The sequence below is a fragment of the Methanobacterium spitsbergense genome, assembly GCF_019931065.1.
GTDB lineage: Archaea > Methanobacteriota > Methanobacteria > Methanobacteriales > Methanobacteriaceae > Methanobacterium_B > Methanobacterium_B spitsbergense.
In genome coordinates, this window is the sequence record NZ_JAIOUQ010000003.1 from 442,078 (window position 1) to 455,438 (window position 13,361).

The window sequence follows — 13,361 nt, forward strand, 5'->3', positions numbered from 1 at the left end:
CCATATTAAAATTATGATATTCGATTTCTTTCAGGGAATACTTGAATACATTCGACAAAACTTTGTTTACCTTCACCCAGGATACACTATACTCAACACTGTAGTATTTGGTATAATTCTCGGTATTTCTATTCTACTAATTATTAAAATGTTTAAATATATTAAAAAAGATCCAGCCGACCTTATGATTCCACTGATTCCATTCATATTTTTTGGATCAAGTGCTAGAGCATTGGTTGATAATAATATTTATCCACTTACTTATATTCTTGTAACACCCGGGTTATACATTTTTACAGGACTCATGGCGATTTTTACTGTATTAGCTTCAGTTTATATTGAGAGAAAAACTAATTTTGATTATAGATACATTATATTAACAGTAGGGGCTGTTATTTGCATACCAAATATATTATTTATGGGTCCGATTAATATTATCGCAACTTTACAAGTAGTGGGAGTTTGGGCCCTGATATCTTCGATATTTGTGCTTTTAAAAAATAAATGGTCTTTATTGAAGAATAAATTTAATTTAAGTGTTCTAATGGCGCATCTTTTCGATGCATCTTCCACTTACATTGCAGTTGATTTCTATGGCTACAGTGAACAACATGTTCTTCCAAGTGCGCTCACAGGATTAGTTGGATCTGCAATTGTCATGTTCCCACTCAAAATAGCAGTAATATTAGGTGCATTGTATATTATAGATAGCTATATTGAAGATAGAACAATTGCTAATATGCTGAAACTAGCTATATTCATTTTAGGCCTTGCTCCGGGTCTAAGAAATTTCCTAAGTCTTATCATGGGTACTTGAGGAAATTAGTAATTGAATGGAGTTTACATAATTTGTTATTCATAAAATAATTAGTATAACAAATTTTTTTAAACGCATAAATAATATATATAATTAATATTGTCAAACTAAATGAGGTCTTTCAATGTATGTAGAAACAGTGAAAAAGACTATGAAACTCCCGAAGACAGTTAGAATTTTAGATACCACTCTAAGAGATGGTGAACAAACTCCGGGAGTAGCAATAACAGTCGATGAAAAGATAAGAATTGCAAAAAAATTAGATAAACTAGGTGTTGATACCATGGAAGTAGGGTTTCCTGCATCTTCGCCTGGTGAAATGAGAGCAGCACGTGAAATTTTAAAACTGGGACTTAACTCCCAAATATGTGGTTTGGCAAGGGTATTGCGTTCTGATCTTGACGCTGCAATAGACACTGGCGTTGATTATATACATACATTCATAGGAACTTCTCCTCTTCATAGAGAATACAAACTTAAAATGAGCCAAGAGGAAATTCTCAATAAATCAGTTGAATCTATAGAATATATAAAGGATCATGGAATAACTGCAGAGTTTTCTGCAGAAGATGCAACAAGGACAGAATTTAGCTATCTTAAAGAGATATATAATGCTGTTGAAGAAGCAGGGGTGGACTACATTAATGTGCCGGATACCGTAGGTGTAATGGTTCCTGCTTCTATGAGATGGATTATTTCGGAAATTAAAAAAACTATTAAAGTTCCCATCAGTGTGCACTGTCATGATGACTTTGGAATGGCTGTAGCCAATTCTTTGAGTGCTGTTGAAGCTGGAGCTAGCCAAGTTCATGTTACTATTAATGGTCTAGGTGAAAGAGCAGGCAATGCTTCCCTTGAAGAAGTTGTTATGGCATTAACATCCCAATATAACATTAAAACTAATATTAATACAAAACTTTTAGTAGATACATCTGAATTTGTTTCTAGAATTACTGGTATTAAAATGCCTCCAAACAAAGCCATAGTTGGCGAAAATGCATTTGCTCACGAAGCAGGGATTCATGTACATGGAGTACTCCAAAAAGCAGAAACATACGAACCAATCACGCCTGAAATGGTTGGACATACTCGTCGAATTGTTTTAGGTAAACACACTGGTGCTAATGCAATAAAAGCAAAACTTGAGGAATATGGGATTGAACTTAATAAAGATCAATTTTGTAAGGTATTCGATCAAATAAAAAAGCTTGGTGATAAGGGGAAATGTGTAACAGATGCAGATTTAAAGGCAATGTCAGAAACTGTTCTTGGTAGAGCTCAAAAGGAAATAGTGAAGCTTGAAGGATTTTCAGTAATGACTGGTGACAATGTAATGCCAACTGCTACTGTCAAGCTTAACATTGATGGGACAATAAAAACTGCTGCAAAAACGGGTGTAGGGCCAGTTGATGCGGCTATAAATGCAATACAAAGTTTAGTAGGGGAAACTGCCGATATTGAACTTAAAGAATATAATATTGAAGCAATTACTGGAGGTACAAACGCTCTTGCAGAGGTTTTCGTTATAATGGGTGATAATAATGGAAACAGGGCAACAGGAAGATCCACTACTGATGATGTTGTACTGGCAAGTGTTGAAGCGGTTTTAGATTCAATTAACAAGATACTTATTGAACGTTAAATAAATTAAATCATTAAATAACTGAAAACTTTCTTTGGGGGATAAAGTGGATGGGATCAAAGATTCTGGTAGTTGAAGATGAAAGAATCACTGCAGAGGATATAAAAAGTGGCCTAGAAAGTGCAGGCTATCAGGTTCCTGCATTGGTTTCTTCTGGAAAAAAGGCCATAGAACTAGCAGGAGAGGTTAAACCAGATTTAGTTCTTATGGATATAAAATTAAAGGGTAAAATGGATGGAATAGAGGCAGCTGGGCAGATTAAATTGCGTTATGATATCCCAGTTATCTACTTAACTGCATATTCGGATGAATATACTGTACAGCGTGCCAAAATTACAGAACCTTCAGGATATATTATTAAAGAATCTACAGGATTATTGAAAAAGCCTTTTGAGGAGAGCGAACTTCACACAGCTATTGAAATTACTCTTTACAGACATAAAATGGAGAAAGATCATGATATCCTATTGGCAGCGATGCTAAAAAACATCAATGAAGGTGTGATTGCAACTAATGTAGATGGTAAAATAAAACTAATGAATACAGTTGCTGAGGGGATAACTGGTTGGAAAATTGAAGAAGCTATGGGAAAAGATTTAAGAGACGTATTTACTCCTTTAAATCATATTATAAAAACATTTAAAGATCTAAGACTGAAAAACGAGATTTCAGCAGATGATACATTATTAAGATCAAAAAAAGGACAAAGTATTCTAGTTAAATGTAATTTTAAAGTAATTAAAGGTGATAATACGGATATTAACGGTTATATTCTTGTATTTAATCGTATCATGGCGTAATAATAGGGAAAATGTCAATAGTCCATAGTGAGGATGAGAGTATTATTATGGATCAGGAAACCAAGAAAAATTGGGATAAAAGTTTCCAGTCATATTTGCTACTGTGAAGATGACACGAACCAGATCTGTTATTATGGATATTAATTTAAGGGTGAATTAGCGATATTGAGGCAGTATATACTATGGGATCAAATTTTCTATTAGAGTAATATTAACGTCATATCCTGATAAAAATACGGTTTGAAGTGGTGAAACAACTAAACCTTCAGTATTTATATTAATTATTTTAATGATCTTTATCAGATAGATATAACTCTTTAAATGGTTGCAAGATGGGTTATATTATTGAATCTATTTGTAAATACAAAAAGAAGCTCTCCAAGAACATAAAATTTATATATTATTAAATATATTTAAAAAGCAGGGTATTTTATGGAGGGTTTAATACGAATGTAGTGGAAAATATTGTATACATTGGAAACAAACCGGTAATGAACTACGTTTTAGCTGTTGTAACTCAAATGAATGGGGGATTTTCAGAAGTAACTTTAAAAGCAAGAGGCATGGCTATTAGTAGGGCAGTTGATGTTGCGGAAATAGTGAAAAACAGATTCTTAACAGGTTGAAGTAGGAAATATAAATATTTCAACCGAGGAAATTTTAAACAATGAAGGATCATCTTCAAATGTTTCTTCAATTGAAATATTGCTTTCTAGACAAGTTTAACTCCTTATGAAATTAACCTAATTTAAAAATTCTAGATTTTTTTTTAATACAATTTAACCTGTATATCTTAATAAAAATATTAATTAGTAAAATCAAAGGCATTAATATGAAAATTGGATTTTCAACACTCGCACTTTTCATGAGTTCATTTGAGCAATTCTTAGAAACGGCTTCAAAAGATGGATTTCAGCTTATAGAAATATTATGCGAGGGTCCTTACTGGCCTAGAAATTTATTATCCCTTGAAAAAGTTGATTTAGATGTTTTTAATTCGTATGATATCGATGTGTACATACATTCACCAACCATAGATCTAAATCCTGCAAGTTTAAATCCGGGAATTAGGGAAGAAACCCTTAAACAACTTAAAGAAACAGTTGATTTTGGAATAAAAATTAATGCAAAGGCAATTACAACTCATCCTGGCCTAATCCATAGGTTTGAAGAAAGGGTAAGAAAATATGGAATGCAACATTCAATTGAAACCCTAATTAAAGCAAATGATTATGCAATGGGAAGAGGTATTAAATTCTCTATTGAAAACATGCCCAATAAATATGCTTATTTCTGTAACAATGCTGAAGAACACCAATTTTTTATTAAGGAATGTGGTTCATATGCCACCATAGATACGGGCCATGCAAATACTACTAATGATGTTGAATCATTTTTTAAAATGAAAAAAATTGCATACTATCACTTGAATGATAATAATGGGGAAAAAGACCAACATCTACCATTAGGTGAGGGAAATTTTGATCTTAAACTGCTTAATGGTGTAGATAAAGGTATTATTGAATTAAATAGTTATCCAAATATTCTTAAAAGCAGAGATTTATTAATATCCTCAAATATCGGATAAATCAAGCGTGTTATGTTATTATTCAATTATTTAACTTATTGTTAGAGAAGGAGGGTAATTTATGGTAAGTAAAGTTTATTTTACTGATTTTAGATCTAGAACAGACGTCGATAATAAGATTAACAAAATAAAAATACTTTTTGAAGCAGCTAACTTCAGAGGATTAATGAATAAGGATGAATTGGTGGCTGTAAAACTACATTTTGGAGAAGAAGGTAATGATTCATATATTAGCCCAGTATTAGTTCGACAAGTAGTTGACAAAATATATGAAGCTGGTGCAAAACCATTCATAACCGATACTAACACCCTTTACTTTGGAAGTAGGCACAACTCTTTAGATCATATAAAGACGGCTATTCTTCATGGTTTTGATTATGCAGTTTCTGGAGCACCTTTAATTATTGCAGATGGTCTTTTGGGTAATTACTCACACAATATAAAAATAGAACAGAAACATTTTGAACAGGTTAAAATTGCAGGAGACATAGAAAATGCCGATTGTATGATAGTTATGTCACATTTCAAAGGGCATGAAATGGCAGGTTTTGGCGGGACTATAAAAAATCTTGCAATGGGATGTGCATCAGCAGAAGGCAAATTGGAACAACATGAATGTGTAAAACCCATTATAATGGACGGCTGTACTTCTTGCGGTATATGTCATAAATCCTGTCCTGTAGATGCATTGTATTTAAATGATCAAGGGGCTATAATGGATTATGATCGATGTATAGGATGTAATAACTGTATATCTGCATGTTCTGAATCTATAATTAAACTAAATTATGAAAACATGAACGAATTCATAGAAAAAATGACTGAATATGCATTAGGTGTAGTTAAAAGTAAGAAAGGTAAATTAGGATATATGAATTTTTTGATGAATATAACTCCGGATTGTGATTGTCTTCCTTGGAGTGATAGTCCAATAGTTCCAGATATAGGGATATTAGTATCAGATGATCCTGTAGCGCTAGATGCTGCTAGTTATGATCTAGTAAATCAGCAGATAGGTTTCAAAAATTCAATGCTCCATCATCATTATCTTGAGGGAGAAGATAAGTTTAATGGGGTTTGGGATATGGTGGATGGCCATGTGCAGATTAATTATGGACATAAAATAGGTCTTGGAAACCCTGAATATCAATTAATTGATATTAGCTCAAAAAAATAAACTATTAATTATTAAAGTATTATTTGAGACTTCTTAATTTTTTTAACTAATTTATTGAATATCCCTTAATTTATAAACAAATTTCTTTATAAATTTGGATGTCATTGAATATATGGACTGAAAACCTTCAATCCTACTTTAATTATTAAGTTTTTCGATTTAACTTCAATCACAAATAATAAATAATAAAGAACATTATGTGTTAGATAATGGTGCTATAAATGAAGCTAATCGAGTTATAAATATTTTATAATTAGTTAATAGTAGGAGGATGATTTTATGGATTTTGCTTATGTTTTCTTTTTCCTAACAATATTCGTGGCAATTTTGTATATTTTTATTTCAAAATTTAAAAATAAACCATTAGGTAAAAAGAGAATTGTTGAAATTTTTCTATTAACATTTTTAGTTCTGTCAGTGGGTATTGGTAGTATATGGGCTTTTATTGGGCATTATTTCCTTTCTGCACAAGTCGCTGCCAGTATTGGATGGGCTTCAGGTAATCCATTCCAGCAAGAAGTAGCATTTGCAAATTTAGCAATTGGGGTACTTGGTGTTCTATGTTACTGGTTTAGGGGTAATTTTTGGACTGCAACAGTTATTTCAAGTTCTATATTTTTATTGGGAGATTCGTATGTTCATATTATGAATATGTTTCAATTTGCAAATTATGCACCGGGAAATGCAGGTTCAGTATTGTATATGGATATAATTGGTCCTATTATCATTATAATACTTTTAATTGTTTATAAGGCAATGGAGAAAGAGGCCATTAAAAATTCAATTAAAAGCCTTGAAAATTCCCTTAAAAAGGAATAGGGTTTATTAAATTTTTAATTTGATTAACCTTCATAATAACGGATTAAGGAGTTTGTAGGGATGGCCAATTTTAATAACAAAAAAAGCGTTTGGATGAGTACTAAACGCATTGAAACACTTGTTGATGGCGTTTTTGCTATTGCACTGACTTTACTCGTTTTAAATATTGATGTACCCAATATAGTGGGGTCTGTCACTGATCCAGTGCTCTGGCAGTATATTGTAAATTTGAGTCAGCAGCTTTGGATATATGCTTTTAGTTTTTTATTACTTTCAAGTTTCTGGAGGGCAAATCATCAACAGTTTTTCTTTATTAAAGAGGCAGATAGTAATCTTATTTGGATAACTGTTCTTTGGTTGATGTTTATTGCTTTAGTTCCATTTTCAACAAATTTTGTTAGTAATTATGGTAGCCATTCCATTCCCATGTTTTTCTTTAATTTAAACATGCTTATTATTGGAGTATTCTATATTTTGATCTGGACATATGTTAGTAAAAAGAATTATTTTTATGAAACTGTGGATAAGAAACAATTGAAGTTAATTAATAGGATAAATTATATTCTACCTATAGTTGCACTAGTTGCAATTGGCGTTACATTTGTAAAACCTTCTTGGAGTCCTTATTCATATTTTCTGATTTTTATCTTGAAGATGAATATTAAAAGGATTTAGTTGGCTAGTTGGTGAATATTTTTCTACAGTAGAATAAGATAGGTATATTTTAATTTACGAATTGATAATATTAAGCAAATAATTTCTACTGTAGAATTAATTTATATATATAAGATTAAAATAATTATATGATCTCATAAATAACTAAAAATCAATATTAATTAGTTCTCGGATATTTTTAATAACATAATCTGCAGCATTATAGACTTTTTCCGGAGTTATTTCATTTTGTTGAAGTGTTAAAACTCCCACATCTGCTTCTTCAAGTGCTAATATGTCATTAGAGCTATTACCTACCATCATGACTTTATATTTGCTCTTCAAATCTTTTATAATTTCTTTCTTTCTTCTTGAATTTGCTGTATCAAATACATTTTCTTGAGGTACATTAATGAACTTTGCAAGTTGTTCAAGAGAAGTTTTTCTATCTCCTGAAGCTACAAAAATGTCTATTCCTCTATTTTTAAGTTCATTAATAACAAATGGAACTTCTTTAAAAATTCGTCCCCCGGCTGTTATGGTAAATTCAATTTTACCAGTTTTCATATTTACTATGAAACCTGATCCACTGCATATATGAACATTATATTTTTTTTCTACTACGGAACAATAAGTGTCTTGAACATCACTTATACAAGATTTATCATCTTTAATTGCTTCTAAAAGTTCATCTTTACTAATATCAACTTTAGAATAGCTAATATCAAAGTCTACATCGTTTTTTTTCAGGAAATGTCTGATGGTTTGATGGGGATTTGCTTTATTGATACATTTTGAAGGGTCTGTTTGAAGAACAACCAAGGCACGATTTTCATCACGATCTACAACATCAATAGAAGCAACATTATCACATATGGCTCCAGTTTTAAGATCTTTAATGGCCTTGTAACGCTTTATAAGTGTACCTGAGTTATCGAAGACAACTGCTTTCATTTTTACCATCTCAAAAGTTTATTGTTTCATATTACATAAAACTATTAGGTAATTGATCTAAATTTAAATTTGATTATTAATATAATTTGATAACTAAAATCTTACTAATACTAAATTAAATTAATTTTGGGCATTCAACAAGAAATAAATGCCTAATATCATTAAAAAAATTCCACTAATATTCATTATGAATTTGTAATGTTTTTCAGTCATAATCTGCGATCCTCTGCTAGTGAAAAATGATACTCCACTGAACCAGCTTAAATCCGAAGCCCAGTGTCCTACAAGAAATCCTAAAACACCTAATATTCCTGCAAGTTCCAGTCCTTTAAAAATAAATGCCCATCCAATGGTGGCCCACCATATGAAAAAGAAGGGATTTGAAACACTTGTAAAAAAACCACTTAAAATAGGACCATAATCCTTCGTAATTCCATTATTTTCTTTTAATTCGCTAAGTGAATTGGATGATCTCGTTATTCTAAAACCCATTAACAACATCATAATACCGCCTAAAGTACCAATAAAGAATACAGCAGTACTTGACCCAATGAACCATCCAAGTCCCGCAAATATAAGCAATATTAAGGCTAGTTCTGCAATATAATGTCCGATAACAATCAAAGGCCCAGCAATAAATCCCCTTTTTAGCGAATCTGAAATAGTAACAGTTAACATTGGCCCCGGCACCAAGGCACCGGATAGACCAACTGCAAATGAAGTAATTATAAACAGTAATATTTCAATCAAATTATCAACACCGGTACAAAATAGAATTTGAACTTAAATAAAATAAATAAGATTTTATTTCAGAATTCTAAGAATAATAAATTAAGATAAGAAGGAGTTAACAATCGTTTAAAACCTTCATGATCTCAGACAGATGATAATCAATGGTTTCCATTTGTTCTTTATTGAAAGACTTGGATCTTATTAGGAATCTATAACGTTCAAACACATGGCCCATTTTGTTAAGAACTTCCGTTCTATGTATCTTCTGTTCGTACATTAAACCACCAAATTATAATTAATTTTATACTTTATATACTTATGTCTGATTATCAGTCAAGGAAATTGATATTACTACCTATACCTCTTTCAAGGGCTTTTTCATAGACTTTCCATGCTGTAATAACATCCTGAACAGCTAGTCCCGTTGAGTCAAATATGGTTATATCTTCATCCGAAACTCTACCAGGATTCTTACCAATTATTACATCTCCAATTTTTGCTGAAATATCATCTCTTGTGAGAATACCTTCTGCAACTGGTACATTAATTTCACCACTATGTCTGGCTTGTTCCCAACAATCTATAAATACCTTAGATTTTTTAAGTAATGCAGATTCAAGTTCTTGTTTTCCCGGAGCGTCTGCACCCATTGCATTTATATGAGTTCCTTCGCTTATCCATTCTGCCTTTAAAATAGGTTTATTGGCTGGTGTTACAGTTACAATTACATCGACATCTTTAACAGCTATTTCTGCAGTTTCAACTGCCTTTACATTAATACCAAATCTTTCATTGGCCAATTTAGCGAAATTTTCCCGGGATTTACATGTCCTACAGAAAACTTTGGCATTTTCAATATTCATAACTTCTTTAAGGGCCATTAGTTGGGTAAAAGCTTGTTTACCTGCCCCTATAATTCCCAATGAGGTTGAATCTGACCTTGCCAGATATTTAGTACCAACACCAGCTGCAGCACCAGTTCTCATATTAGTGATCCAAGTACCATCCATAACTGATATAGGAAAGCCAGTTTTTGGATCGAAAAGCTCTATTACGCCCATAACAGTTGGTAAATCATGATCAAGCGGATTACTAGGGTGAACATTAACACATTTAACTCCTGCCTGATCCATATCCTTAACGAAACAAGGCATAATACGCAGATCGCCATTGTATTTTTTAAAAAACAGGTATTTCTTGGCAGGCATCTGAACTCTTCGATTTGCATGCATACTATATGCTGTTTCAACAGATTCAATAACTTCATTCATTTCTATTAGTTGTTTTATTTCACTCTGTTTCAATAGAAGTGTTTCATACATTGTAGCACCTTTCATGAATTTTAATATGATATATGTTTTATATCCAATTTGGGAATTAAATTTCGATTAATATTTTATTTAAATTGACGTTTAATAATCAATAATAGAATTGACTTAATTAAAAATAATGATAGTTTAATTTGTTATGGTGAAAAAAAGTTTAGAATATTATAAAACTTAAATAGGTTACAATATGGAAATCGACGTGAAAAAAAGGTTTTGGGAAGTGGATTCACTCCGTGGTTTGGCAATAATCACAATGATAACATATCATTTCCTTTTTGATATCACATTTTTTGGTGTATACTCTTTTGAAGTTAATTCTGGATTTTTATGGTATTTTGCACGTGCAACTGCATTCACATTTATATTTTTAATGGGTGTTTCATTAACTCTAAGCAATTCAAGATCAATGATAACTGGTGAATACCTCGAAGGAGGAATACTCAAAAAATATCTTAAAAGAGGTCTTAAAATATTTTCATTAGGCCTTCTAATAACATTTGCAACATGGATTTTTATACCCCAAGAGTTTATAATATTTGGGGTGCTCCATTTTATTGGAATATCTATTATTTTGGCTTATCCATTTATAAAACGAAAATATCTTAATTTGATCTTAGGAATATCCATTATTTTACTTGGAATTTATCTTGGAAATTTCATTTTTGATTTCACTTGGTTTATGTGGTTAGGTTTCATACCCAACAATCTTCAAACTGTAGATTACTTCCCATTAATCCCCTGGTTTGGAGTTGTTTTGTTAGGATTATTTTTTGGAGGAATACTATACAAAAATTATCAGAGGCAATTTAATCTTCCTGATCTTTCCAGTAATTATATCATTAGGGGTTTTTCATTTTTGGGTAGAAATTCACTTACCATCTATTTGATACATCAACCAATACTAATAATTCTTTTATATCTTTTAGGAGTAGTTAATATCAATTACATATTTTAATGTTAACTAAGATTTTATTGTCTTATTAACTGATCAAAAATTATAATATTAAAGTAGATTAAAAACAAGAACAAATTAAGAATCACTTTACAAAAAGCAGTAATATTTATATTCTCCCATATTAATTACAGGTGTGACTATGAAACTATTGGATAAGTCAGAATTAATTAAAAATCATGAAATCACGGCATTAGAAAACCTTGAACAATTTTGTAACAATATCGACGCGAACAATGGTCGTTATAATGCCTTTTTAGAAATAAATAAGAATTCAGCAATTGATTGTGCATCAAATATTGATTCAAGAATCAATAACGGTGAAACAGTTGGAAAACTTGCAGGATTGGTTGTTGGAATTAAAAGCAACATCAACGTTGAAGATTTTCACATAACGGCCGCTTCAAGGACCCTGGAAAATTATCTTGGAAGCTATGATGCAACAGTAATACAAAGAATAAAGGAAGAAGACGGAATTATTATTGGAATGACCAATATGGATGAATTTGCTGCAGGAAGTTCCACTGAAACATCATATTTTGGCCATACTGAGAATCCCGTTGCACTTGGCAGGATTCCTGGAGGTTCAAGTGGTGGCAGTGCAGTAGCAGTAGCAGCAGACATGTGCGACTTGGCTATTGGATCTGATACTGGTGGTTCAATTAGAAATCCTGCATCTCATTGTGGATTAATAGGATTTAAACCCACATATGGGATGGTTTCTAGGCAGGGACTTATGGATCTTGCTATGAGTTTCGATCAGATAGGACCTTTTGCAAGAGATCCTGGGGGAGCTGCTCTGATGCTGGAAGTTATTGCAGGTTACGACAAAACAGAGTGCACATCATTGGACTTTAAAATTCCAAACTTCACAAATTCTGTAAAAAACTGTGAAGATTCCATTAAAGGGATGAGGGTAGGTGTAGTAAAACAATTCTTTGATGTGTCCGATGATAAGATAGTCAATATAATTGAAGAATCCATTGATAAAATGAAAGAGATGGGGGCAGAAGTAGTTGAATTAAGCTTCGATTATATTGATTTATGCTTACCTACCTACTACCTCATAAACTATGTCGAGTTTTTCTCTGCAACTAGGAAGTACGATGGAAGGAAATATGGTAACAGAATCGAAGATGTATGTGGCGAAGAAGTTTTGAGAAGGATTCATATGGGTTCTTATATCAGTCAAAAAGAGTTCAGCGGTAAATATTATAAAAAAGCACTACAAGCTAGATCGTTAATTAAAAGAGAGGTTAACAAGCTCATCAATGATGTGGATGTAATGGTTGGTCCAACTGTTCCAAAATTACCTCATAAAATTGGTACCACATTGGACCCTCTGGATATGTATTCATATGATGTTCTGACGGTAATAGCTAACCTCGCAGGAATACCGGCTGCAAGTACTCCGGCAGGTGATGTTCGCGGTATACCAGTAGGTCTTCAGATCCAATCCAAACCACTTGATGATGCAAAGATAATTGGAATGATGGCTGCCTTAGATGTTATGGATTAAATTTTCTTCCATCTAAATTCTTTTTTTAAATTTTTTCATTGATTATTATTTTGCTGTATAAGACAAAGCATTTAAGGTAAAAATATCTATGCTATCTTAAGAGAATAAAGAATCTTTAAACATAAAAAGAAACGAATTTATTACATTATTTTTAAAACCTTATCGTAAAATATTTTTAATGGCATTAATACTTGCTATATTAGGTATTTCTGCATATTGGTTTACATATTCATGGTTACCTACATATCTACAAGGCAGAAATCTTTCAGTAACAAAATCTGCATTATGGATAATTGTAAACCAGATAGGAGGAATTATTGGCCTAATATCTTTTGGTTATGTTGCAGATAGATTTGGTCGAAGACCAGCATTTTCATAA

Annotated in this window: 14 protein-coding genes and 1 pseudogene; 11 read left to right on the plus strand and 4 right to left on the minus strand. The window is 31.8% G+C overall.

Translation table 11 applies throughout. From position 1 onward, the window contains the following. Positions 1 to 13 precede the first annotated feature (13 nt). From K8N75_RS03460 to K8N75_RS03495, 8 genes and pseudogenes are all read left to right on the plus strand, one after another. The gene (locus K8N75_RS03460; RefSeq protein ID WP_223790724.1) at positions 14 to 817 is read left to right on the plus strand and encodes a DUF63 family protein; all 804 of its coding nucleotides are present in this window, start codon (positions 14 to 16) and stop codon (positions 815 to 817) included. Positions 818 to 941: 124 nt separating this feature from the next. After that, positions 942 to 2,459: a 2-isopropylmalate synthase gene (locus K8N75_RS03465; protein ID WP_223790725.1), complete on the plus strand. Its 1,518-nt coding sequence runs from the start codon at positions 942 to 944 to the stop codon at positions 2,457 to 2,459. Between the two features lie 50 nt (positions 2,460 to 2,509). After that, positions 2,510 to 3,259, plus strand: a complete 750-nt coding sequence (locus K8N75_RS03470; protein ID WP_223790726.1) for an ATP-binding response regulator — start codon at positions 2,510 to 2,512, stop codon at positions 3,257 to 3,259. A gap of 491 nt (positions 3,260 to 3,750) precedes the next feature. Then, positions 3,751 to 3,985: pseudogene (albA, locus tag K8N75_RS03475) on the plus strand (DNA-binding protein Alba). 106 nt (positions 3,986 to 4,091) lie between these two features. Beyond that, a complete protein-coding gene (locus tag K8N75_RS03480) occupies positions 4,092 to 4,847 on the plus strand; it encodes a sugar phosphate isomerase/epimerase family protein (protein WP_223790727.1) in 756 nt (251 codons plus the stop codon). 61 nt (positions 4,848 to 4,908) lie between these two features. Continuing rightward, the gene (locus K8N75_RS03485) at positions 4,909 to 6,024 is read left to right on the plus strand and encodes a DUF362 domain-containing protein (protein WP_223790728.1); all 1,116 of its coding nucleotides are present in this window, start codon (positions 4,909 to 4,911) and stop codon (positions 6,022 to 6,024) included. Positions 6,025 to 6,303: 279 nt separating this feature from the next. Beyond that, a complete protein-coding gene (locus K8N75_RS03490; protein WP_223790729.1) occupies positions 6,304 to 6,843 on the plus strand; it encodes a DUF6790 family protein in 540 nt (179 codons plus the stop codon). Positions 6,844 to 6,903: 60 nt separating this feature from the next. Continuing rightward, the gene (locus K8N75_RS03495) at positions 6,904 to 7,518 is read left to right on the plus strand and encodes a TMEM175 family protein (RefSeq protein ID WP_223790730.1); all 615 of its coding nucleotides are present in this window, start codon (positions 6,904 to 6,906) and stop codon (positions 7,516 to 7,518) included. Positions 7,519 to 7,662: 144 nt separating this feature from the next. Here the strand turns inward: K8N75_RS03495 and K8N75_RS03500 are convergent, their stop codons facing one another. The 4 genes from K8N75_RS03500 to ala form a co-directional block, all read right to left on the minus strand. Next, positions 7,663 to 8,451 carry an HAD family hydrolase gene (locus K8N75_RS03500; protein WP_223790731.1) on the minus strand — a complete coding sequence of 263 codons (789 nt, stop codon included), beginning with the start codon at positions 8,449 to 8,451 and terminating at the stop codon, positions 7,663 to 7,665. Between the two features lie 120 nt (positions 8,452 to 8,571). Continuing rightward, positions 8,572 to 9,201: a LysE family transporter gene (locus K8N75_RS03505; RefSeq protein ID WP_223790732.1), complete on the minus strand. Its 630-nt coding sequence runs from the start codon at positions 9,199 to 9,201 to the stop codon at positions 8,572 to 8,574. Between the two features lie 97 nt (positions 9,202 to 9,298). After that, positions 9,299 to 9,460 carry a hypothetical protein gene (locus tag K8N75_RS03510; RefSeq protein WP_223790733.1) on the minus strand — a complete coding sequence of 54 codons (162 nt, stop codon included), beginning with the start codon at positions 9,458 to 9,460 and terminating at the stop codon, positions 9,299 to 9,301. A 52-nt stretch (positions 9,461 to 9,512) separates the two neighbouring features. Continuing rightward, complete coding sequence (gene ala, locus K8N75_RS03515; protein WP_223790734.1) at positions 9,513 to 10,505, minus strand: alanine dehydrogenase; 993 nt, start codon at positions 10,503 to 10,505, stop codon at positions 9,513 to 9,515. Positions 10,506 to 10,698: 193 nt separating this feature from the next. On the opposite strand from ala, the gene K8N75_RS03520 reads away from it, so the two are divergent. The 3 genes from K8N75_RS03520 (at position 10,699) to K8N75_RS03530 (ending at position 13,361) form a co-directional block, all read left to right on the plus strand. Then, the gene (locus K8N75_RS03520; protein ID WP_223790735.1) at positions 10,699 to 11,466 is read left to right on the plus strand and encodes a heparan-alpha-glucosaminide N-acetyltransferase; all 768 of its coding nucleotides are present in this window, start codon (positions 10,699 to 10,701) and stop codon (positions 11,464 to 11,466) included. Between the two features lie 139 nt (positions 11,467 to 11,605). Continuing rightward, the gene (gene gatA / locus K8N75_RS03525) at positions 11,606 to 12,982 is read left to right on the plus strand and encodes an Asp-tRNA(Asn)/Glu-tRNA(Gln) amidotransferase subunit GatA (RefSeq protein WP_223790736.1); all 1,377 of its coding nucleotides are present in this window, start codon (positions 11,606 to 11,608) and stop codon (positions 12,980 to 12,982) included. A 139-nt stretch (positions 12,983 to 13,121) separates the two neighbouring features. Further along, positions 13,122 to 13,361 carry an MFS transporter gene (locus tag K8N75_RS03530; protein ID WP_338038026.1) on the plus strand — a complete coding sequence of 80 codons (240 nt, stop codon included), beginning with the start codon at positions 13,122 to 13,124 and terminating at the stop codon, positions 13,359 to 13,361.